General features: G+C 53.2%; 25 protein-coding genes. 3 read left to right on the top strand and 22 right to left on the bottom strand.

Translation table 11 applies throughout. The features are described from left to right. Window positions 1–137 precede the first annotated feature (137 nt). The 10 genes from rnc to MKX51_RS13560 all read right to left on the bottom strand — a co-directional run bounded on the left by rnc (window position 138) and on the right by MKX51_RS13560 (window position 8075). Window positions 138–842: a ribonuclease III gene (gene rnc, locus MKX51_RS13605; protein WP_036728876.1), complete on the bottom strand. Its 705-nt coding sequence runs from the start codon at window positions 840–842 to the stop codon at window positions 138–140. A gap of 14 nt (window positions 843–856) precedes the next feature. Then, entirely contained in the window at window positions 857–2095 is a 1239-nt protein-coding gene (gene fabF, locus MKX51_RS13600; RefSeq protein ID WP_081751295.1) for a beta-ketoacyl-ACP synthase II, read from the bottom strand. Window positions 2096–2317: 222 nt separating this feature from the next. Continuing rightward, complete coding sequence (gene acpP / locus MKX51_RS13595; protein WP_036694165.1) at window positions 2318–2551, bottom strand: acyl carrier protein; 234 nt, start codon at window positions 2549–2551, stop codon at window positions 2318–2320. A 123-nt stretch (window positions 2552–2674) separates the two neighbouring features. Beyond that, the gene (gene fabG / locus MKX51_RS13590) at window positions 2675–3424 is read right to left on the bottom strand and encodes a 3-oxoacyl-[acyl-carrier-protein] reductase (RefSeq protein WP_036728883.1); all 750 of its coding nucleotides are present in this window, start codon (window positions 3422–3424) and stop codon (window positions 2675–2677) included. A gap of 51 nt (window positions 3425–3475) precedes the next feature. Next, the gene (gene fabD / locus MKX51_RS13585) at window positions 3476–4399 is read right to left on the bottom strand and encodes an ACP S-malonyltransferase (protein ID WP_340941079.1); all 924 of its coding nucleotides are present in this window, start codon (window positions 4397–4399) and stop codon (window positions 3476–3478) included. An 89-nt stretch (window positions 4400–4488) separates the two neighbouring features. Next, window positions 4489–5478 carry a beta-ketoacyl-ACP synthase III gene (locus MKX51_RS13580; protein WP_340941080.1) on the bottom strand — a complete coding sequence of 330 codons (990 nt, stop codon included), beginning with the start codon at window positions 5476–5478 and terminating at the stop codon, window positions 4489–4491. Between the two features lie 8 nt (window positions 5479–5486). Beyond that, window positions 5487–6476: a phosphate acyltransferase PlsX gene (gene plsX / locus MKX51_RS13575; protein ID WP_340941083.1), complete on the bottom strand. Its 990-nt coding sequence runs from the start codon at window positions 6474–6476 to the stop codon at window positions 5487–5489. Beyond that, the gene (gene fapR, locus MKX51_RS13570; protein ID WP_076077798.1) at window positions 6460–7056 is read right to left on the bottom strand and encodes a transcription factor FapR; all 597 of its coding nucleotides are present in this window, start codon (window positions 7054–7056) and stop codon (window positions 6460–6462) included. Before fapR ends, plsX begins: the two co-directional genes overlap by 17 nt. A 273-nt stretch (window positions 7057–7329) precedes the next feature. After that, on the bottom strand, window positions 7330–7503 hold the full coding sequence (gene rpmF / locus MKX51_RS13565) for a 50S ribosomal protein L32 (RefSeq protein ID WP_019911234.1): 174 nt from the start codon (window positions 7501–7503) through the stop codon (window positions 7330–7332). A 50-nt stretch (window positions 7504–7553) separates the two neighbouring features. After that, on the bottom strand, window positions 7554–8075 hold the full coding sequence (locus MKX51_RS13560) for a YceD family protein (protein WP_340941084.1): 522 nt from the start codon (window positions 8073–8075) through the stop codon (window positions 7554–7556). A gap of 139 nt (window positions 8076–8214) precedes the next feature. On the opposite strand from MKX51_RS13560, the gene MKX51_RS13555 reads away from it, so the two are divergent. Then, window positions 8215–9453: a tRNA(Met) cytidine acetate ligase gene (locus tag MKX51_RS13555; RefSeq protein ID WP_340995606.1), complete on the top strand. Its 1239-nt coding sequence runs from the start codon at window positions 8215–8217 to the stop codon at window positions 9451–9453. On the opposite strand, the gene MKX51_RS13550 is transcribed toward MKX51_RS13555, so the two are convergent. After that, entirely contained in the window at window positions 9443–10483 is a 1041-nt protein-coding gene (locus MKX51_RS13550; protein ID WP_340992727.1) for a SepM family pheromone-processing serine protease, read from the bottom strand. The genes MKX51_RS13555 and MKX51_RS13550 overlap by 11 nt on opposite strands. A 159-nt stretch (window positions 10484–10642) precedes the next feature. Between MKX51_RS13550 and MKX51_RS13545 the strand changes: the two genes are divergently transcribed. Further along, window positions 10643–11902: a nucleoside recognition domain-containing protein gene (locus tag MKX51_RS13545; protein WP_340992726.1), complete on the top strand. Its 1260-nt coding sequence runs from the start codon at window positions 10643–10645 to the stop codon at window positions 11900–11902. Here the strand turns inward: MKX51_RS13545 and coaD are convergent. The 4 genes from coaD to MKX51_RS13525 all read right to left on the bottom strand — a co-directional run bounded on the left by coaD (window position 11874) and on the right by MKX51_RS13525 (window position 14297). Then, window positions 11874–12392: a pantetheine-phosphate adenylyltransferase gene (coaD, locus tag MKX51_RS13540; RefSeq protein WP_339256363.1), complete on the bottom strand. Its 519-nt coding sequence runs from the start codon at window positions 12390–12392 to the stop codon at window positions 11874–11876. The two genes, MKX51_RS13545 and coaD, sit on opposite strands and share 29 nt — an antisense overlap. Beyond that, window positions 12376–12984 (bottom strand): 16S rRNA (guanine(966)-N(2))-methyltransferase RsmD, encoded by a 609-nt coding sequence (gene rsmD, locus MKX51_RS13535; protein WP_340941088.1) that lies wholly within the window; start codon window positions 12982–12984, stop codon window positions 12376–12378. The genes coaD and rsmD overlap by 17 nt, the downstream gene beginning before the upstream one ends. Before the next feature lie 369 nt (window positions 12985–13353). Next, window positions 13354–13797: a hypothetical protein gene (locus tag MKX51_RS13530; RefSeq protein WP_340992724.1), complete on the bottom strand. Its 444-nt coding sequence runs from the start codon at window positions 13795–13797 to the stop codon at window positions 13354–13356. A gap of 74 nt (window positions 13798–13871) precedes the next feature. Continuing rightward, window positions 13872–14297 (bottom strand): hypothetical protein, encoded by a 426-nt coding sequence (locus tag MKX51_RS13525; RefSeq protein WP_340992723.1) that lies wholly within the window; start codon window positions 14295–14297, stop codon window positions 13872–13874. Window positions 14298–14528: 231 nt separating this feature from the next. Between MKX51_RS13525 and MKX51_RS13520 the strand changes: the two genes are divergently transcribed. Further along, window positions 14529–15104, top strand: a complete 576-nt coding sequence (locus MKX51_RS13520) for a hypothetical protein (RefSeq protein ID WP_340992722.1) — start codon at window positions 14529–14531, stop codon at window positions 15102–15104. 113 nt (window positions 15105–15217) lie between these two features. Here MKX51_RS13520 and MKX51_RS13515 read toward each other — a convergent pair whose 3' ends face one another. The 7 genes from MKX51_RS13515 to MKX51_RS13485 form a co-directional block, all read right to left on the bottom strand. Beyond that, on the bottom strand, window positions 15218–15469 hold the full coding sequence (locus MKX51_RS13515) for a YjcQ family protein (protein ID WP_340941093.1): 252 nt from the start codon (window positions 15467–15469) through the stop codon (window positions 15218–15220). Window positions 15470–15645: 176 nt separating this feature from the next. After that, window positions 15646–15780 carry a YjcZ family sporulation protein gene (locus tag MKX51_RS13510; RefSeq protein WP_209873522.1) on the bottom strand — a complete coding sequence of 45 codons (135 nt, stop codon included), beginning with the start codon at window positions 15778–15780 and terminating at the stop codon, window positions 15646–15648. A gap of 152 nt (window positions 15781–15932) precedes the next feature. Beyond that, window positions 15933–16355 (bottom strand): hypothetical protein, encoded by a 423-nt coding sequence (locus tag MKX51_RS13505; protein WP_340941094.1) that lies wholly within the window; start codon window positions 16353–16355, stop codon window positions 15933–15935. A gap of 101 nt (window positions 16356–16456) precedes the next feature. Further along, complete coding sequence (locus tag MKX51_RS13500) at window positions 16457–16738, bottom strand: holin (protein WP_340992720.1); 282 nt, start codon at window positions 16736–16738, stop codon at window positions 16457–16459. Between the two features lie 5 nt (window positions 16739–16743). After that, window positions 16744–17547 carry a glycoside hydrolase family 73 protein gene (locus MKX51_RS13495; RefSeq protein ID WP_340992718.1) on the bottom strand — a complete coding sequence of 268 codons (804 nt, stop codon included), beginning with the start codon at window positions 17545–17547 and terminating at the stop codon, window positions 16744–16746. A gap of 163 nt (window positions 17548–17710) precedes the next feature. After that, complete coding sequence (locus MKX51_RS13490) at window positions 17711–17791, bottom strand: YjcZ family sporulation protein (protein WP_245368211.1); 81 nt, start codon at window positions 17789–17791, stop codon at window positions 17711–17713. A 413-nt stretch (window positions 17792–18204) separates the two neighbouring features. Continuing rightward, window positions 18205–19836, bottom strand: coding sequence for a diguanylate cyclase domain-containing protein (locus MKX51_RS13485; protein WP_340992717.1), 1632 nt, complete (start codon window positions 19834–19836; stop codon window positions 18205–18207). Window positions 19837–19872 lie beyond the last annotated feature (36 nt).

Here is a 19872-nt window from a genome sequence, read left to right as displayed (position 1 = left end):
ACCTGCTTCGATGTTTACTCCAAAACATATCATTTCTGATCTTTCGAAAAAGAGCAGCAAAAGTCTGACTTCCGCCGAACCGCCGGCATTCAGACCATTGCTGCTCTACTCCGCATTTCAGATGTTCAAATGTGCCTTCAGGCACCATCTTCCTTCAGAAGCAATAACGCCGCTGCCGCTGCCTGCTGCTCCGCTTCCTTCTTGGAGCGGCCGCTGCCGCTGCCGAGTGAACGGCTGGCCATATATACTTCTGAGACGAACTCACGCTCATGCGCCGGTCCGCGTTCTTCAATAATCCGATATTCCAGCGTACCCATCCCATGATGCTGTATCAGTTCCTGAAGCTCTGTCTTGAAGTCGCTCATCTGCATTTGCAGCTTACCGTCGGTTTCAACCAGCGGAAATACGTGATTATCCAGGAATCTCCGGGCTGTCTCCAGTCCCTGATCGAGATAGAGCGCTCCCACGAAGGCTTCGAACACATCAGCCAGCAGAGCCGGGCGGGTACGCCCGCCCGTAAGCTCTTCCCCTTTTCCCAGCAGTACATACCGCCCGAAGCCCAAGGTCTCGGCGAACCGGACCAGCGACGGCTCACAGACAATCGCAGCACGCAGCTTGGTCAATTCTCCTTCGGGTCTGTCCGGGAGCAGATTATACAGATATTCGGACACCGTCAGCTCAAGCACCGCATCACCCAGGAACTCCAGGCGCTCGTTGTCCTGATGCTGATTGAACCGGTGTTCGTTCACATAAGATGCATGGGTGAAAGCCTGCTTCAGAAGTACAGGATCGTGAAATTGGATTTGAAGTTGGCTTTGTAACTGCTTCAGGTCTCCTTTCACTGCACTGTCTCCCCTTACTTATTATATTTTTTGAGAATAACGGTCGCGTTATGTCCTCCGAATCCGAAGGAATTCGACATCGCGATATTCAGCTCCGCCTGACGTGGCACATTCGGAACATAGTCCAAATCGCAATCCGGGTCAGGGTTGTCCAAATTGATGGTAGGGGCAATCATCCCCTTCTGCAGGGACAGCCCGCAGATAATCGCTTCCACCCCGCCGGCAGCGCCAAGCAAGTGGCCTGTCATCGATTTGGTTGAGCTGATCGCAACCTTGTACGCATGCTCTCCGAGCGCCTTCTTCACAGCGGCTGTCTCGGATTTATCGCCTACCGGTGTAGATGTACCATGCGCATTGATGTAGTCGATATCCTCAGGATTAATACCGGCATCACGGATCGCCATCTTCATGCAGCGTGCTGCACCGTCAGGATCAGGCTCCGTCATGTGGTGGGCATCGGCGCTGAGACCGTATCCGATGACTTCGGCATAGATCTTGGCTCCGCGCTTCTCGGCGTGCTCCAGGGATTCGAGAATCAGGATTCCCGCACCCTCGCCCATGACAAAGCCGTCACGGTCCACATCAAACGGGCGGCTGGCCTTCTCCGGCTCGTCATTACGGGTAGACATGGCTCTCATTGCACAAAAGCCTGCCATTCCTGTAGGACGAATGGTTGCTTCCGCACCGCCGCAGATCATCGCATCCGCATCACCGCGCTGGATCAGACGGAAGGATTCCCCGATGGAGTGGCTGCCTGTTGCACAAGCGGTCACTGTCGTTGTATTCGGTCCCTTGGCCCCGAGATTGATCGACAGCTGGCCGGAGCCCATGTTGGCAATCATCATTGGAATGAAGAACGGGCTGACCCGCTTCGGGCCTTTTTCGAGCAGCAGGTTGTGGTTATCTTCCCATGTGCCGAGGCCGCCGATTCCAGAGCCGACAGATACCCCGATCCGCTCTGCATCGATATCTTCACCGATCGTAAGTCCGCTGTCCTTCAGCGCATCTTCACCGGCAGCAACCGCGAATTGTACGAACCGGTCCATCTTGCGGGCTTCCTTGCGGCCGAAGCGTGCTTCCGCATCGAAATCCTTGACCGAGGAAGCGATTCTTGTTGGATATTCACTGACATCAAAAGCTTCAACCAGGGATACTCCGGACTTGCCGCTCATGAGGCTATCCCAGAACGTCTCAAGATCCTTACCCAGCGAAGTCATTACACCCATACCAGTTACAACTACTCTATGATTCAAACATAATCACCCCGTCTATAGGCTGTGTACCTCTACAATGTGTAAACGCAAACATACCAGATGTCTATATAAACTGCAGTCGCCGCAGGATTAGTTAATCTGCGGTTCTGTATTATCTTCATAAAGATGCTCATGCGTCTCTTCGCGGAAGCTTAACTGAAAGAACTGTAAAATGAGGAGAAGTCCCGCCCTGGCAGGAACGGGACCCTCAATCATATGACTCTAGGTATGAGATTGTATGTACTTCACAACTTCACCCACGGTCGTAATTCTCTCTGCATCTTCATCAGAGATTTCCATGTCGAATTCATCTTCCAATTCCATTACCAATTCTACAACATCAAGAGAATCAGCACCTAAATCATCTTTGAAAGACGCTTCTAATGTTACCTCTGCTTCATCGGCACCTAAGCGGTCGATGACAATGCGTGTTACACGCTCCAATACATCGGACATCCGGTTCACCTCCTCTTTTGGTATTATACGAGATATGAAGTCAAAATACCATAGAGCATAAAAAACGCTGCCCTGGCCGCCTCTGTCCATCTTCCCCCGTAATGATCTGACGCCTGCGAAGCCTTACATGTACATTCCGCCATCCACATGAAGCGTCTGGCCTGTCATGTAAGCTGCCCCTTCCGAAGCCAGGAATACCGCCGCATTCGCAATGTCCTCCGCCCGCCCAAGCTCTCCCAAGGGAATCCCCTTGATCAGCTCGCTGCGAACCTCATCGGACAACTCGCGGGTCATGTCGGTATCAATGAAGCCTGGCGCGATGCAGTTCACGGTGATTCCACGTGAAGACAGCTCACGGGCCGCAGACTTCGTCATGCCGATTACCCCTGCCTTGGCAGCGGTATAGTTCACCTGTCCGGGATTCCCCGTCACGCCCACAACCGAGGAAATATTGATGATCCGGCCATAACGCTGCTTCATCATCGGGCGGGTTACTGCCTTCAGGCAGTTGAAGACGCCCTTCAGATTCGTCTCGATGACCTGATCGAATTCTTCCTCTTTCATACGCATGATCAGATTGTCCCGGGTAATGCCCGCATTGTTCACCAGGATATCAATTTTCCCCCAGGTCTGGATAACCTCTTTGACCAGGTTCTCGGCGTCACTGCTGCGGCCGACATTCCCCTGCAGAGCGATTCCTTCCGAGCCCAGCTCGTGAATCCGGGCTACGGTCTCTTCAGCCGCCTGAAGGCTGCCGGAATAGTTCACCGCGACCTTCACGCCATGAGCAGCGAGTGCCAAGGCAATGCTGCGGCCGATCCCCCGGGACCCTCCGGTTACAAGGGCGGTCTGACCTTTTAGTGCTGCAAACATGCTATGTTGTCCCCCTTCGATAATCATGCGGCTGCGGTTAGGCCAAGCGGCTTACCAGCCAGCCTGCACGCTCTCCAGACTGTTGATATTCACAACCTTGACCTTCCTGTCAATCTTGCGGATCAGGCCAGCCAGCACGCTGCCGGAGCCAATCTCTACAAAAGTATCTACACCTGCGCCAATGAGCCATTCCACGCTATCCTGCCAGAGTACCGGAGAATATACCTGTTCTACCAGCAGCTTGCGGATTTCTTCAGGGTCTGTCACCGGAGCAGCAGTCACATTGGCCACTACCGGCATAGCAGGAGCATTGAAGGTTACCTTCTGGAGTTCGGCAGCCAGCCGCTCAGCCGCACCCTTCATTAATGAGGAGTGGAACGGCCCGCTAACCTCCAGCGGAATTGCCCGTTTACCGCCGGCTTCCTTCACACGCTGGACCACCTCATCTACACCGGCTACGGAACCGGAGACCACAATCTGTCCCGGACAATTGACATTCGCCAGTTCAACGGGAGTACCCGCCGCTGTAATACTGCTGCATAATTCTGTAAGCGCCTCACGGTCTGCTCCAAGCACCGCTGCCATAGCCCCCTGTCCTCCGGGAACTGCTTCCTCCATGAATTGTCCGCGCAGGCGGACCAGCCTTACAGCATCTTCATAGGACAGCACGCCGGCTGCCACAAGAGCGCTATATTCGCCAAGACTGTGGCCTGCCACATAATCCGGCGTAACCTGAAGGCCGCTTAGCGCTTTCAGATAAGCCACACTGGCTGTAACCAGTGCCGGCTGAGTGTTCACCGTCTGCTTAAGCTCGCTGTCCGGCCCTTCAAATACAAGCCCGCTCAGCGGAAACCCAAGCACCTCGTCACCCTTTTCAAAGACTGCACGGCTCTGAGGCAATGCTTCATATACATCCTTACCCATACCGATTGCCTGTGCACCCTGACCGGGAAAGACAAATGCGATTTTGCTCATGAGGTATACAGCTCCTTCCCTTTAGCTGCAGCGAGCCCGGATATTCCCCGGATTGAGCTGCTGCGTCACTATTATTAATGCCCCGATTCTTACCAGATCAGCACAGAAGCTCCCCAGGTAAGTCCGCCGCCGAAGCCGACCATAAGCACAGCGTCGCCTGCTTTCATCCGGCCTTCCTCGGCTGCTTCTACAAGAGCCAGCGGAATAGAGGCTGCGGAGGTATTCGCGTATTTATCAACATTGACTACAACCTTCTCCGGCGGCAGGTCCAGACGCTGCATTGCGGATTGAATAATCCGGATGTTGGCCTGATGCGGCACGAACAAGTCGATATTCTCCTTAGTCAATCCCGCCTTGGTAAGCACACGCTCCGTGGCCGATCCCATGACGCGTACTGCGAACTTGAAGACCTCGCGGCCATTCATATAGATGAAGTGCTTCTTGTCTTCTACGGTCTGCTGGGAAGCTGGCAGACGCGAGCCGCCCGCTTCAAGATTAAGCAGGCTGCCGCCAGAGCCTTCCGCCCCAAGATCGAAGGACTGGAAGCCGCGTCCTTCCGGAACCTCGCCGACGATTACCGCACCGGCACCGTCACCGAACAGCACGCAGGTATTGCGGTCTGTATAATCTGTAATGCGCGACAGCGTATCTGCACCGATTACCAGCGCATTGTTATACATTCCATTCTGGATAAAGCCGGTTGCCGTAGCCAGACTGTAGACGAACCCGGAGCAGGCTGCCGACAGATCGAAAGCGGCCGCGTTCTTGGCTCCCAGCTTGTCCTGCAGAATGCAGGCTGTGGACGGGAAAGCACTATCAGGTGTTACTGTAGCGACAATGATCAGATCCAGCTCCTCAGCCTTCATGCCTGCGGATTCCAGTGCCTTCAGGGCCGCTTCATAGGCCAGATCAGAGGTAGCCTGCTCCGGGGCTGCAATATGCCGTTCCCGGATTCCCGTGCGGCTGACAATCCATTCATCATTCGTTTCGACGATCTTCTCCAGATCGCTGTTGGTTAATATTCTCTCAGGCACATATTTGCCAGTCCCAATAATTCCTACCGGACGTAATTGTCTCATGTCTTCACTCACTTCCCGCTAATTTCCTTCGATATACTAGGCACCAGATCCGCCTTCAGCGCAATCCGTGCCTGTCTTACCGCATTCTTCACCGCATTGCCGTCGGACGAACCATGCCCCTTCACTACCAGGCCGCTAAGACCGAGCAGCGGCGCTCCGCCGTGTTCCTTATAATCCATCTTCCCCTTCAGGCTTCTAAGCTCCGGCATCAGGATCGCCGCCCCCAGCTTCGTCTTCAGCGATTTGCTGAACTGCTCCTTCAGCAGGGAGAACATCGCGCCGGCTGTTCCTTCCAGCGTCTTCAGAAGTATATTACCGGCGAAGCCGTCACAGACCAGCACATCGCAGCTTCCGGTGAGCACATCCCGCGCTTCCACATTGCCGACAAAATGAATGCCCTGCAGCGCCTCCAGGAGCGGATAGGCTTCCTTGGTCAATTCATTCCCCTTGCCCGGCTCCGTCCCTACGTTCAGCAGGCCTACCCGGGGCTTCGCAATGCCGTGCACTTTGTTACGGTAGATGCTGCCGATCAGGGCATACTGTGCCAGATGCTGCGGCTTGGCATCCATATTGGCTCCAAGATCCAGGGCCAGCACACCGACATCATCCAGCGTCGGAATCATCGGGGCCAGCGCCGGCCGCTCGATCCCTTCCATTCTTCCGACTACCAGAAGTCCTGTAGTCATCAATGCTCCGGTATTCCCAGAGGAGATCATGGCATCGGCCTCACCCTCGCGGACCATCCGTCCGGCTACGACCATGGATGAGTCCTTTTTGCGGCGGACCGCCTTCACCGGCTCTTCATCCGAACCGATCACATCCCCCGCATGACGTACGGTAACGTTGGAAGGCTTAGTCTTCAGCAGCGGCTCAAGCCGCGCTTCATCACCGACCAGTACGATCTCTATGTCATTCCACTCCGCAGCCGCTGCCAGCGCGCCTTCCACATTACATTCAGGAGCATTATCCCCGCCCATGGCATCAATGGCGATCCGCACTCCGGTTTCCCCCTTCGTTGTACTCTTCAGTTGCTGAACGATACACTATAAAATGGCCTTGAAATACCAGCTCTTCTCCGACATATGTAAATACATCCACTTCAGCCTTGCCGTTCCGGCCCGCAAGTGAGCGCACCTGCGCCTTGGCAATGCATTTCTCTCCCAGCCGGACCATGCGCACAAACCGGATGTCGGCCGAAGCCGTTAAGGCAATCTCATCATTAATTATGGCTACTGCCAGCGAATTCGCCTGGCCGAAGACGTAGTGGCCACGGGCAATCCCGTTGCGGGAGAACACATGCTCATCACGGATCTCGAAGATCGAAATCCCGCTCTTATCCAGCTGCAGATCCACAATATCACCGACCACTTCATCAGCTGGCAGGGAACGCACCTGATCATAGGAATGCTCCGCCATCTGCTTCATCCGCTCACGCAGCTCGGGAATCCCCAGCTCCAGCCGGTCCAGCCGGATCGTCTGGATACTTACCTTCAGCTGGCGGGTCAATTCCCGGTCAGTTACAAACGGGTTCCCTTCTATTATAGCCAGCAGCTGCTGCTGACGTTCCTTCTTGGACATCCGCTCGATAGCGGCTCACCTCCCGGCACAGGCCTGATGTGCAGCTTTCCGGCCCGTAAGAGTGGCCGCTGTAGTTAGGTTTCTCTGTTATTCCTTACCATTTAGAACCAGGTACTAATATGTAGTATAAAGCATGCCGGCGCAAAAATAAAGCTTTGGCTTGAAAAGCGCCTGAAAACCGGCGCAGTGCAAGGCATGTAAGCTTCGTTCCCTGCTTTATTTCCATAAAAATAGCACTTCACCGGCAGATGAAGTGCTACTCTTAAATGCAAACTATTGTTTGATGATTTCTCTTGCTTTGTATGTTCCGCAAACTTTACATACGTGGTGAGCAAGCTTCAGCTCTCCGCATTGTTCGCATTTCACCATACCTGGAACAACCAGTTTAAAGTGAGTACGACGCTTGTCACGGCGAGTCTTGGACGTTCTGCGTTGTGGTACTGCCATTGTTAGACACCTCCTGATTTTGTTGTAACCCAATTCCTCGGGATTTGTTCTTAGTCATCTTGCTTGGTAAAGAATCCTTTCAACGCAGCGAGTCTTGGATCGATCACTGTGTTGTCGCAACTGCAGGTGCCTTCGTTCAAGTTCTGTCCGCATTTCTGACAAAGACCAAGACAGTCTGCCTTGCACAATACCGAATCCGGTAAGTGCAGTACGAAATTTTCTTCCACATACGGGATAAGATCCACAATCTCATCTGTGATGTAAATGAGTTCCTCATCTTCATCTTCCGGAAGAATTGGCTGCTTAAGCCACTTGAAGGTCTCAGCGAAAGGAATGTTCAGCTTGCTCTTGACCTCACCGAGACAACGTGAACATAACATGTCCACTTCTCCGTTCAGTGTTCCCACCACGTTCACACTATCGGTTCCCGCGGGCAGCGCTTTAAGGTCTACTGAGAGTGGTGCAACAGCAAGTATATCCTTGCGCCCTGTGACAATCCCGCTGACATCCACAACTTCGTGGAGGACCAGAGGCTCGTCGGCATTCGCTAATTTGCGAAAGTGAATGTTCATTACTATCACTCCAAACAAACAAAATTTATTATACCTATTATTCCCTGACTTTGTCAACCACTTTCCCTTTATATTGTTTCAGGGAGCGTGACAATTTATGATATACATTATAAATACCAGAATGGGGCGTGAAGCAACTGTGGCAACTGTAGGTATTATAGCCGAATATAACCCTTTACATAACGGGCATGTCCATCATTTCACCGAGGCCAAAAGAATCTCGGGAGCGGACCGCTCCGTTGTCATTATGAGCGGACCGTTCACCCAGCGCGGCGAGCCGGCGGCGGTCAGCAAGCGTGCCCGCACCGAGATGGCGCTGCATATGGGCGCCGATCTGGTCATTGAGCTGCCGGTGGCGTACGCCGTCCAGCCGGCGGAATGGTTCGCCTTCGGAGCGGTATCCCTGCTGGAGGCGACCGGCGTCGTCGACAGCCTGTGCTTCGGCTCCGAAGCAGGCACTTTGGGCGTGCTGCTGCCTCTGGCCGGCTTCCTGGCAGAAGAGAGCAGTGCGCTTAAGGAGGAGATCCGCGCGCGCCTTTCTGAGGGCGCGGGATTCCCCGCCGCCTACAGCGCGGCGGCGGCGGCGGCCTGGAGGGCCTCTTTCATGGGAGAGGAGACACCGGAAGATGCCGAAGATATATTACGGCAGCCCAACAACAGCCTCGGCCTGCACTACCTGATCGCGCTAAGGCGGCTGGGCAGCGCGATCGAGCCCTTGACCGTGCCGCGGACCGGCGCGGGCTTCCACGACCCGCTGGAGGGCGGGTCGGCCATTGCCAGTGCAACAGCCATCCGCAGGCTGCTGCTGGAGGGCGGATCACCGGCGGCTTATATGCCGGAGTATGCCCTGTCCATCCTGGAGCGGGAGCGTGACGCAGGCCGGGGCCCGGTACTGCTAGAAGACTTCGCCGGGCCGCTGCGCCATGTGCTCTATACGCGCTCCGCTGCGGAGCTGCACACAGTGCAGGATATGAACGAAGGCTTGGAGAACCGGCTGCTCCGAAGCATGCGCCAGCTGGATAAGTTCACAATCGGCGGTCTGCTGCAGGAGCTTAAGAGCAGACGTTATACCCTTACCAGGCTCCAGCGTCTGCTGCTCCACACCCTGCTGAACCACAGCAAAGCAGAGCTCTCCCCCTCCGTTCTCTCCCGGGGTCCCGGCTACATAAGGGTTCTCGGCTTCCGCGAGAGCGGCCGGGAGCTGCTAAAGCAGATGAAGCAGACAGCAGCGCTTCCGGTGATTACAAGCCCTGCCCGATACGCCCATCCCATGCTCGAGCGTGACCTCCAGGCGGCCGCTGTGTTCGCCGGGGCTTATGCCGACCCGCTGCGCAGCGATCTGTACAGTGATTATCTTGAGCCGCCGGTCAGGATTTGATGACCGGCAGCTCCTCCATGTATTTCAGGGCATCGGGCAGGGTTGAGACAGGAACCAGCTTCATATTCGTGCCGATTTGATCGGCTTTTGCCTTGGCCTCGTCGTAGTTCTTAACCGGAACGAAGAAGATCTCCGCCCCCTTGCGGTCGGCCGCTACAATCTTATGCTTCACACCGCCGATCGGCCCCACGTTCCCCTCCGCATCTATCGTACCCGTGCCTGCTACCTTCCGGCCCTTGGTGAGATCCCCCGGCGTAAGCCGGTTGTAGATTTCCATGGTGAACATCAGTCCGGCAGAAGGTCCGCCCACGTTGGTATCCACGAAACTAACAGCTTTGCCTTCCTCCTTAGGCTCCACCTTTTGAACCGCACCAATCACGACGCCGAAGCCCGGCCGGGCAGCCGAAGCGTCTTTATCCTTGACCCCCACCAGCTTGACCTGTTCCTTGATCTCTTTGCCGTCACGCTGGAGCGATACCTCCACGGAATCCCCGATTTGATGAACCGACAGCAATTTGGACAGCGCGGCCGGATCGGCTGCCTTTTGTCCGCCTACACTGATGATTTTGTCCCCCGGCTTGAACCGGTCCTGATTGGCAGCTTCAGGTACGGAGAACACATACAGATAATCCACGACATCCTCATAGGGTACACCTGCCGCATGATAAGCTGCCTGCACGGCATAGGACTGTGAACTATTCATATAGAACACCTGCTCCGCCGCATACTCCTGCTCCGTCTTATCCTGCAGACGGGTTTCTTTCAATACTACCTCGGCATTTGAGTTGAACACAGAGGCAATTAGAAGAGCCACATTCGCATAGCTTGCAGAGACCGTAGTCATCATGAAGGTTCCCTGCTCCTGCGGATCGGCATTCTCAACCTTGATCATCGGTGCCACCTCAGAGGCGCTTCCCGGCTGATATACAATGTAAGGCGTATTCATAAAGACCACAACATAGAGAATGACTACGAATGAAAATAAATAGGCTGAAGCGCGGATGCCTACCCGGCGTTTGTACTGCCTCAAGTCTCTTCCCCTTCTTTCCTGCGGATGATACCCCGGCACTTAGAATGTGGTACCTTAGCCTGGAGCTTCACTCCGGCTATGGCATGATGGTTGTCTCCCCTGCATAAATTGATAACAAGATGTGCCCATGTCCTAAGCTATGAAGAGGGGATAACTCTAATGATAAACTTTAGATCCAGACGCTTCCTGTCGGGTTCAGCTCCATTTATACCCGGGGCTGCAGCCATTCTGCTAGCTATAGCAATAGTCATAGCACCTGAAGCCTCATTCAAGGCTTCACTTACGGGCCTTACGCTCTGGTGGACCCTGGTCTTTCCGGCGCTACTGCCCTTCCTGATCCTCTCAGAGATGCTGAGCGCATCCGGCTTCGTGCATGGTATCGGTGTCCTGCTGGAGCCGCTGATGAAGCGGTGCTTCCGGCTTCCCGGGGCGGGCGGCTGGACGCTGGTGCTCGGCCTTACCGCCGGCTTCCCGGCAGGAGCCGGAGGAGTGATGCAGCTGCACAAGCAGGGGGACATTACGGACAAGGAGGCCGGACGGCTGGCGGCTATCGTGCATTATGCCAGTCCGGTCACACTGCTTATTGTGGTCGGGACAGCCTTCCTGCACAGTCCAGCCGCCGGGTATGCCCTGCTGGCCATCCACTGGCTGTCAGGGGTAGCCGCAGGAATTCTATCCGCCTGCTTCAATGGCTCCCATAAGATAACCTCATCTATTCCGCAAGAAAGTGATCCCAGCCTTACCGGCGGACGCTCTAACGCCAAAAAACCATCCTTGCCCCGGCGTATCCATCAGGCAGCAGCAGAGGCCCGTTCAAGGGACGGACGGGGCTTCGGCAAGGTGCTCGGTGAATCCGTATCCTCCGCCGTACAGAGCCTGATGATTGTAGGCGGCTATATGATTATGTTCGCAGTTGTCGTAAGTATTGTTACCCGGCTGTTCCCTCAGCTGCCGGCTCTGGTTACAGCAAGCATGCTTGAGATTCATCTGGGAGCCCGGTCAATGACTTCGGCCGCAGCAGGACTCGAAGGCTTCCTCATAGGCGGTCTTCTTGGCCCGGCACTGCTGTCGGCCGGACTGGCCTGGAGCGGCATTTGCGCCCAGCTCCAGGCACTGACAGTGCTGAAGGCAGCGAATGTCCGCTTCCTCCCGTTCACCGCAGTCAGGCTGCTGCATGGACTATTGGCCTTTGCATTCACACTCCTGCTGTGGACACCACTGCTCCATATTCAGTCTGCGGCGCTGCCGGTTCTAGCCGGCTCTCCCCCGGCCGTACAGCCCCAAGACATAGGCACTTCGCTAAGAATATGGACCCTGGCCCCACAGATCCTGGGACTTCAGACCCTGCTTGTTATGCTGTTGCTGTTGCTCTCAGCTGCTGTGAAGCTGTTTACTTCGAGCCGCCGTCCATCCGGCTGAACTTCAGCTTCATGGCCTGCTCCACCTCAGGGGTTACAAAATCCGAGACCTTCCCGCCGAAGTGGGCAATCTCCTTCACCACACTGGAGCTAAGATAGGAGTATCTCGGATTGGTCATCATAAATATAGTTTCCGCTTCAGGGTCAAGGTTATGATTAATGGAAGCATTCTGCAGCTCGTATTCAAAATCCGTAACGGTCCGGATTCCCCGGACAATAACCTGCGCATCCTTTTGCCTCACATAGTTAACCAGGAGATCACGGAAGCTGTCCACCTCAACATTCGGTATATCCGCTGTCGCCTGGCGCAGAAGCTCTGTCCGTTCCTCGACAGAGAACAACGGATTCTTGCTCAGGTTGTTCAGCACCGCCACAATCAGCCTGTCGAACTGCTTGGCGGCCCGGTGAATAATGTCCATATGCCCCAGCGTAACCGGATCGAAGGTTCCGGGATAGATGGCGACACGCTCTTTTCTAATTTGCAGACTCATCATTAACCTCCTTGCCGTTTGCGGCAGCTTCTGGAACAGCAGCTTCATACCGGTAGATAGAGATCGTAACCTCTCCATAGACGGATTGCTTCGTTCTCACGAACCCTGGTATATCCTCGGGATAGGTATACCCCGATTCATGCTCCAGCACGATCACTGCATCAGGGTTCAGCAGCAGCTTGTCCGCCAGCGTAACCATCAGCTCGTCTCCATGCTTCATACGGTAAGGCGGGTCCAGAAAAACAAGATCAAACGCTCTCCCCCGCTTCCCGAGTGCCCCAAGCGCTCTTCCCGCATCATTGCGGTAGACCTCAGCCTGCGCTTCCAGCCGGGCCGCCTTCAGGTTTGCACGCACCGTGTCAATCGCCTTCTGCTCCATGTCCACAAACACCGCGGCTTCCATCCCTCTGCTCAGGGCTTCGATCCCCAGACCTCCGGTACCGGCATACAGATCAAGCACCGTACCTCCTTCAAAATAAGGCCCGATCATACTGAATAACGCTTCCTTTACTTTATCGGTAGTAGGCCGTGTGCCATTGCCTGGAACACTTTTAAGCGGCCTGCCTTTTGCACTTCCCGATATGACTCTCACCGATCATCCACCTGCTTTTTAGCTTTTATGTCTCTACATTACTATGCCGTTACAGGGCATAAGTCCAAGCCTATAGTACCACAATTATTCCATGAAATAAAAAGATTGTCCGACTTTGTCACAATGCGGAGCTGAAGAAATTTGGCAGGCAAATGTATAAAACTCCCGCTTCCGGGTCATCCTGTAACTATCGACATCACAAAATGTCGTAGACAACCGCGGAGCAGGCTTACGTTTCCCCATAAGCTCTTCGTCCGGTTTCTCCTCTCCCATGAAAGAGGCTCCCGAAAGGGAGCCTCGATTTTTGTTTCACGCAAAAAAGCCCCCGCCTTGAAATCAAGATGCGTGGGCTTGCTGAGTATATACTTCTTATATAATCCGCTTCAGCTTGGCTTCCTGCTCAATGGAGCGCGCTGAGAGCAATTCGATAATTCTGTGCTGATTCTCCAATAAAGACTCGACGTTGATGAGCCGTTCGTTTGTTTCCAGCACAGCACGTTTAATCTGCTCCTGATCTTGCATCATTGTTTGCTGATCTTGCTTCATTGTTTGCAGTTCTTGCTTCATTGTTTGCTGATCTTGCATCATTGTTTGCTGATCTTGCTTCATTGTTTGCAGTTCTTGCTTCATTGTTTGCTGATCTTGCCTCATTGTTTGCTGATCTTGCTTCATTATTTGCAGATCTTGCTTCATTGTTTGCTGCTCTGTCTCTATTCGATCTAAACGCTCGTTGACGGTTCCTAATTCCGCCTTAACAGGAACTAATTCTTCACGAATAACGGATCTTAATACCTGCACCAAATCATTATCCATGTGCTCCGCTCCTTCAAACTTAATATTTAGATTGTACCAGAATCAAATGTATTATTCTACTTCATTTCAGCTTGTCATTTGACCTTATCGATCTTGAAAACAAACTTCCAGGAGGCAGTGTTCCCGGAATACCGCCCGCGGTTTTCGACTACCTTCACTGTCAGCGATTTGTTCTGGGTATCCTTCAGGGCTGACACCTTAATCGACGCGCTCGCTGAGCCTTCATCCGGAATCTTATCCTGTTCCTGCGCTTCAGCACGAAGCTTGATGCTTGCTGTTGAACTGAGATCCAGCGTGACTGAATTCCCTTCCTCAAGCTCCTCTCCATTGACGAATCCGCCCCACCACCACTCATTACCTACATGATTATTCTCTACCAGGTCTGCACTTACAAACGTAACCTTCACCTTCTGAGTCTTGCCTGCTGCCGATAATGGCTGCACACTTAAGGATAGAGCCAACATCAACACTACAAAAAGCGTTGCCAGTTTCCGCTTCATTTTACAGTAGCACCTCTTTACTATTCTATTTTTTACCAATTATAGCAGGTCAAATGGCTTAGTTCTACAGACTCACAAAATATTCATATTTGTCATTTATCCCCGCTTCCCTCTCAAGGAATGTATTATCCATTTAAGGTGAAGACTGTAATTAGGCTGCGTAGTTCAATCAGGCAACACAAGGTTACATATATAGTATATGGATATCCGATAGATTCAGGAGGAACCGCTATGAAGAAACCCTTGTATAAAAAGATGTCGTCCCTTGCCCTAGTAATCGTATTCGGCGGTGTCATTGGACTAACCGCAGGCTGCAACGCTCCGGCTAATCAGGCTACCCCCACTCCCGCCGGGACAGCGCAGCCAACAGCAGCGCAGCCCACGCCAGCACCAGCCGCTGAACCATCCACCGGGAAGGGGGCAGTGAACTGGGAATCTGCTATCCAACAAATCGCGACTACGGATACGGAGGCCACACAAAAAGCAGACGCCGCAGAAGTTTTGGCAAAATCATACACTCCGTCGGCGGTGGAGCTTAAGGATTTTGAATCCCAGATCGTGGAGGAGTACACCGCCGGGAATTATCTCGCACACAGCGAAGACGCCGGATACATGCTGACGAACCTGTTTAAGGCTACCGTTGTTGAGCGCAATCACCCTGACGGTGAGGCGATTAAGAAGTTTGCCTTTGACTTTTACCAGAACACCAAGAATGTCTTCCGCGGAGCTGATACTGTGGACAGTGAAGCCGTACAGTCGAATGAAACGCAGATGGATAAGGCGTTGTCAGAGATCAAAGCTAAATAAAGCTCCTTATGTCTCCGGCCTGGGATCTCCCGTATTTATAATCAAGCCGGGACCCTAGTCAAAAAAAATAGCCCGGCCTCTTTCAGCGCCGGGTAATGACTTCTATTTTCCGTTCAAATTCTGCCAGACTCCTTCAATAAAATAAAATCATGACCACGCCGGGTCAATTTGATTTCAGCAGTTCTAACGGTCACGATCCCGCTGCCTGATCGGGAGATCTTAATATTCTCCACCATCCGGCTGTCGATAAGCTCCTCCATAATATCGGCGAAGGCCTCGGCTTCAAGTTCCATTACCTCCTGATTAACCGCCTGTTCCGCTTCAATCCGCTTGAGGATAGCATATATCTTTTCCTTCTCTTCCATCGTACACCTCTTTCATGCCAGCACTAATTGCCCTGAAGACAATGACTTCTATTATCGCACATCCATTCGGGGCAAGGCGAATTTAAATTCACCGTCATGCAGCAAAGCTTGTCCATCCTGCACCTGCAACAAGCGCAGTCCCGGATTGCCGGGACTGCGCTGACTGATTGGATCTCCTAGTAGAAGCAGGCACTCAGAATAATAACGAGCAGGATATAAAGAACCAGAATCGCGCCTGTCGATGTCCAAGGACTTACTCCACAAGTATTCACGCCGCCTACATTGCCACCGTATCCGCAATCTGCACCCATGAGATTACCTCCTTCATATTGTTGACTACAGAACAGCATATGAGTAAGCAGCCTTATCAGATTGGGCGAAACGGACATAATTTGGGGCGTATGTACAAGGGCATCCTGCCCGCCCGTCGTTGCGGGCAGCCCAGGATGTCCCATGCTATTGCTTAATCGGATACCAGGATTCCATCGAAGCTCTCCGGACCTACACGAACTGTACCAAGCAGGTTCGAACTGACAAATGCAGTATAGGTTAACTGCGGAGTGACCGGAGGAAGGAAATCATCTGCCGAGAAGGTGATAACCTGCGGTGCCAGCACACTAAGATTGAAAGTGGAGGTAGCGGAATATACCACAGGGTCTGTAATTACGGTCCCTCTGACAATCGTAATCGTGACACCAACCAGCGCAAGCGGAAGCTGAAACGATATTGTTCCTTTGAGCATTACACGCGGATTCGCACCTACCCCAGCCGTGATTAGGCCAATTTGACCGAATAGCTGCGGAGTATTAATAACCAAAATTGGAATTGCAATAGAGTTGGCAGTACTTGCATTTTGCGAGGTTCTGCCATCAACATAAGTTCCCATATCAAGCACCTCCTTTCTTCCTTATCAGTGTATTTACAGAACTCTATTAATGATTGGATGAATCTACCAATGAAATTCATTATATTCGGATTTACACCGTATTAATTCTCTCGGGTAGTCCCGCTCCGCTTATTGAACGCCAGTTCAAACAGTCCCGTTGCCGATAATCCGGCCAGGCCTCCGGCCCATAGACGAAGAATGAGATCCATGTCTGTAAAAGGGTAGGCAGCCGCTCCTACCAGCAGGCCGATGGCCAGCCCCACCGCAGGAACCACGTTGCGCGGAAGATTAACGCTGTTCTTGACGAGCTGGACCAGCGCCATGACGAATACCGCCAATACGGATGCAAAAGCTAGTACATTGTTAAGTGCATCATTGTACATAACGGCTACACCCCTTTGCTTGTAACCAGCAGACCGGCGCGGTTCAATACGGTCAGCAGCCGGTAGAAATCATAGCTTCCTCCTGACGGCGTATCCAGCAGACCGGCGGCAGACGCTGCCTGTACCGCAGGCTCAGCCCAGGCCGGCACATTCATTACTGTACGGCCCTCAATGACAGCCAGACGTTCCGCGACGCCTTTAATGGCTTGGCCTTGCTCTTGAACGCCGGCCTTCAGTGTATCTCTGCTGACAGACAGCCCTGCCAGCAGCTCCTTCAGTTCCCGCAGCTCGGTTTCCAGCGCCGCAATTTTTTGTTTATCTTCAGCCGACATCTCTTCATCCTCCTTCAGCTCGTCATATTGATACAGGTTATAGGAATCCATAATCTGAATCAGCTTGGACGCATAACCCGGGTCCGTTGCGTAGCCTGCAGCAGCAATCTCGCGGGCGGCTGTTTTGCCGTCGACTCCAATAGCCTTGCTGTACAGCTTGGGGTTCCAGGACACTCCACCGGTAATCAGTGCGGAATGATCCGCTATAGATTCTCCCCAGTTATGATAGGAACGGAACTGCGCAGTCACCTGTACAGCTTGGCCGTTCCTGTATTCCGTTGTCGGAAGCGCGAGGCTGCCCGCAGGCCCGCTGCCCTTGATGCCGAACAGATTGTTAGCCTTCAGCGTCAAGCCGCTCGTTCCCCAGCCGGATTCCAGCGCCGCCTGGGCAATCGTCAGCGAAGCTGCAATACGGCTGCGCTTCATATCGGCTACCGCGAAGGATGCGATCCGGGAGATAAATTCGGAGCTTGTCATTGCATCACTTCCTTTCCTACTATATTGAATGCCCCACCCTGCCAAACTGCCTGTGCTTATCCCTGTTATGATGTATATGGAAGTAAGCTGCGGCTTATACGCATGCAAACAGCGCCGGAGCGGATGCCCCGGCGCTGTTTCAATCCCCCTATATCCCCTACCGCTAAAATACGCTAAGGATAATAATCAGCAAAATAAACAACACCAGTATGGTCGCTGTTGACGTTCTCAGACCTCCACTCATCTGAAGCCCCCCTTTCTTACGCACATGCCCAGCTTTGATTCCTCTACATCATATGCCTGTAGTCCCAAAAAAACTGGGCGAACGCACAATATGGGATTTATATGTAAAAAAAGTATTGTTAAATCTTCCATCCTGGCTTAAACTAGTAATAATTAACTATATCGGAGGGACTAATTTACTATGCCTTCATATTATTTCAAGGAAATTTGGACACCGCTGAGCTGGATAGGCATTAAGTTTTTCCGGGACGACGAAGGATTTCTGTGGATCAAGAGATGGTCTAATCCACGTAAGCGGTTACGCTGAACGTAATGAGACAACGTCAAACAACCTTTTTTCCGGCACAAGAGAAGCATCCCCATCCTGCCGATAAAAGGTTGTTTGTTGTTGCTGTCTGCTGTTGATTGCTGATCCTAAGATGCCGCCTCGAAGGTAATCCGGTTCTTCCCGCTCCGCTTGGAGATATACAATGCTTCGTCTGCGAGCCGCAGGGTCAGGGTGGTATCTCCGCCGTCCGGAGTCCATACAGCAGCACCTACGCTGCAGCCTACACGAAGCTCCTCGCCTTTAATCAGAATCGGCTGGTTGATCTTGCTGATAATCCGTGAAGCCACCACCTCCGCTTCCTTCATCGGTTTGCCCGCCGAGGTATTCAGAATAATCACGAATTCATCCCCGCCCAGCCGGGCAACGATCTCATTGTCCCGCGTACAATCCATCAGCCGGAAGGCCACCTCCTGAAGCAAGGCATCTCCAACCGCATGGCCGAAGCTGTCATTCACTTTTTTGAAGCCGTCCAGATCCATATACAAAAAGCTTAGTGTCGTCCGCTTCTGCTTGGCCTTAGTGACCGCATGGGCCAAAAACTCATCCAGTGCTGCCCGGTTGGGCAAGCCGGTAAGCTTATCATGCAGCGCCATATCCGACATATAGCTCAGCTTAGTCTCTGTCTTGGTCAGGTTGTTCACCAGGCCCTGCAGGGAGGCCGACAGAATCGCCATATCCTTGAACCGGGTAGAGGCCGGGATCTCCACATCGGCACCGGAGCTGAGCAGGTCGGCTGTACGGGTGATATCCCTCAACGGTCGGCTGATCCATCCGGCCAGCAGCCAGCCGATTAGTGCGAAGGCCGCAGCGGTCAGCAGACCGCTGATCAGTATGAAGTGTTCAAGCTGATGGACTGAGGCAAAAGCGATGTCTGCCGGCTGACGGATAATGACCGTCCAGCCAAGGCCCGGGTAGTTCATGTAACCATCGCCATAGGCGTATCCCGTTAAATAGGAGTCACGGCCCCGCTCCTGTTCGATCACGTATGAGCTATTGCCGCTGCGGGCCTGCTGCAGGACCGCAGCCGTCATTCTTTTGCCGGTGAGGGCTTCTGGTCCCAATAAAATGGTGTCGTCCTTCTTACTGACCACGAACACCTCCACGCCCTTAAGCCGTTCCTTGAGCGGATTCACAATGGAGGCCTCGACCTCACGTGACCACTCCCAGCTAAGATGTGCCGCCAGCACGCCGCTTGTCTGTCCTTGCTTGTCCATGACCGGCACACTCACATCAACAAACTGCAGGGCTTCCCCTGTAGGATTAGGCAACAGCTTAGAGAGCAGCACCGCATCGTGGACATCCCCGACGAAGGTTCCCTTAAGCGCCTGCTGAAAGACAGGCCTCTGGCTGATATTCGTTCCTTGTAGAATCCGATCCGTGGAAGCAACCACATTCCCTGTCTTATCCAGGAAGCCCACCCAAGTGAATACCGGCAGACTCTTCTTCAGCTGATTCAGCAATCCGCCGGCCTCTGCTTGTTCAACGGGCTCCTGAAAAGCATTCAGCTTACTCAAAACTTCTATTTCACCGGAACGTGACCACATGAACTGATCAAGCTTCTCGGACATTTGATTGGCCTCTGCGGCCAGGGAGCTGCCGATACTGACTTCCACAGAAGTGGTGGAGCGGTTGCCGATGACATAGCTGAGAATAGCCGTGATCAGAATGATAATAACCGCAAATGCTGTTGAAAATAAAGTACGAAGACTTAATGACATGTACACTCTCCTCTTCCGATGACCTTGTTCATGCTT

Origin of the sequence: Paenibacillus sp. FSL M7-0420, from assembly GCF_038002345.1 — a bacterium.
Taxonomy (GTDB): Bacteria; Bacillota; Bacilli; order Paenibacillales; family Paenibacillaceae; genus Paenibacillus_AQ.
Note: the sequence above shows the minus strand (reverse complement) of the source record. Positions and strands in the feature narration are given on the sequence as shown.

Excerpts from the sequence above, each read along its gene's own strand:
- MKX51_RS13560 (WP_340941084.1), bottom strand. The coding sequence starts at position 8,075 with ATGAACATTCACTTTCGCAAATTAGCGAATGCCGACGAGCCTCTGGTC.
- MKX51_RS13525 (WP_340992723.1), bottom strand. The coding sequence starts at position 14,297 with ATGAAGCGGAAACTGGCAACGCTTTTTGTAGTGTTGATGTTGGCTCTA.
- acpP (WP_036694165.1), bottom strand. The coding sequence starts at position 2,551 with ATGTCCGATGTATTGGAGCGTGTAACACGCATTGTCATCGACCGCTTA.
- MKX51_RS13490 (WP_245368211.1), bottom strand. The coding sequence starts at position 17,791 with ATGAGTGGAGGTCTGAGAACGTCAACAGCGACCATACTGGTGTTGTTT.
- fabD (WP_340941079.1), bottom strand. The coding sequence starts at position 4,399 with ATGAGCAAAATCGCATTTGTCTTTCCCGGTCAGGGTGCACAGGCAATC.
- MKX51_RS13505 (WP_340941094.1), bottom strand. The coding sequence starts at position 16,355 with ATGGGAACTTATGTTGATGGCAGAACCTCGCAAAATGCAAGTACTGCC.
- rpmF (WP_019911234.1), bottom strand. The coding sequence starts at position 7,503 with ATGGCAGTACCACAACGCAGAACGTCCAAGACTCGCCGTGACAAGCGT.
- MKX51_RS13495 (WP_340992718.1), bottom strand. The coding sequence starts at position 17,547 with ATGACAAGCTCCGAATTTATCTCCCGGATCGCATCCTTCGCGGTAGCC.
- fabG (WP_036728883.1), bottom strand. The coding sequence starts at position 3,424 with ATGTTTGCAGCACTAAAAGGTCAGACCGCCCTTGTAACCGGAGGGTCC.
- MKX51_RS13530 (WP_340992724.1), bottom strand. The coding sequence starts at position 13,797 with ATGGATAATGATTTGGTGCAGGTATTAAGATCCGTTATTCGTGAAGAA.
- coaD (WP_339256363.1), bottom strand. The coding sequence starts at position 12,392 with ATGAGTCTGCAAATTAGAAAAGAGCGTGTCGCCATCTATCCCGGAACC.
- MKX51_RS13580 (WP_340941080.1), bottom strand. The coding sequence starts at position 5,478 with ATGAGACAATTACGTCCGGTAGGAATTATTGGGACTGGCAAATATGTG.
- MKX51_RS13545 (WP_340992726.1), top strand. The coding sequence starts at position 10,643 with ATGATAAACTTTAGATCCAGACGCTTCCTGTCGGGTTCAGCTCCATTT.
- MKX51_RS13510 (WP_209873522.1), bottom strand. The coding sequence starts at position 15,780 with ATGGGTGCAGATTGCGGATACGGTGGCAATGTAGGCGGCGTGAATACT.
- MKX51_RS13515 (WP_340941093.1), bottom strand. The coding sequence starts at position 15,469 with ATGGAAGAGAAGGAAAAGATATATGCTATCCTCAAGCGGATTGAAGCG.
- MKX51_RS13500 (WP_340992720.1), bottom strand. The coding sequence starts at position 16,738 with ATGTACAATGATGCACTTAACAATGTACTAGCTTTTGCATCCGTATTG.
- MKX51_RS13520 (WP_340992722.1), top strand. The coding sequence starts at position 14,529 with ATGAAGAAACCCTTGTATAAAAAGATGTCGTCCCTTGCCCTAGTAATC.
- fapR (WP_076077798.1), bottom strand. The coding sequence starts at position 7,056 with ATGTCCAAGAAGGAACGTCAGCAGCAGCTGCTGGCTATAATAGAAGGG.
- MKX51_RS13485 (WP_340992717.1), bottom strand. The coding sequence starts at position 19,836 with ATGTCATTAAGTCTTCGTACTTTATTTTCAACAGCATTTGCGGTTATT.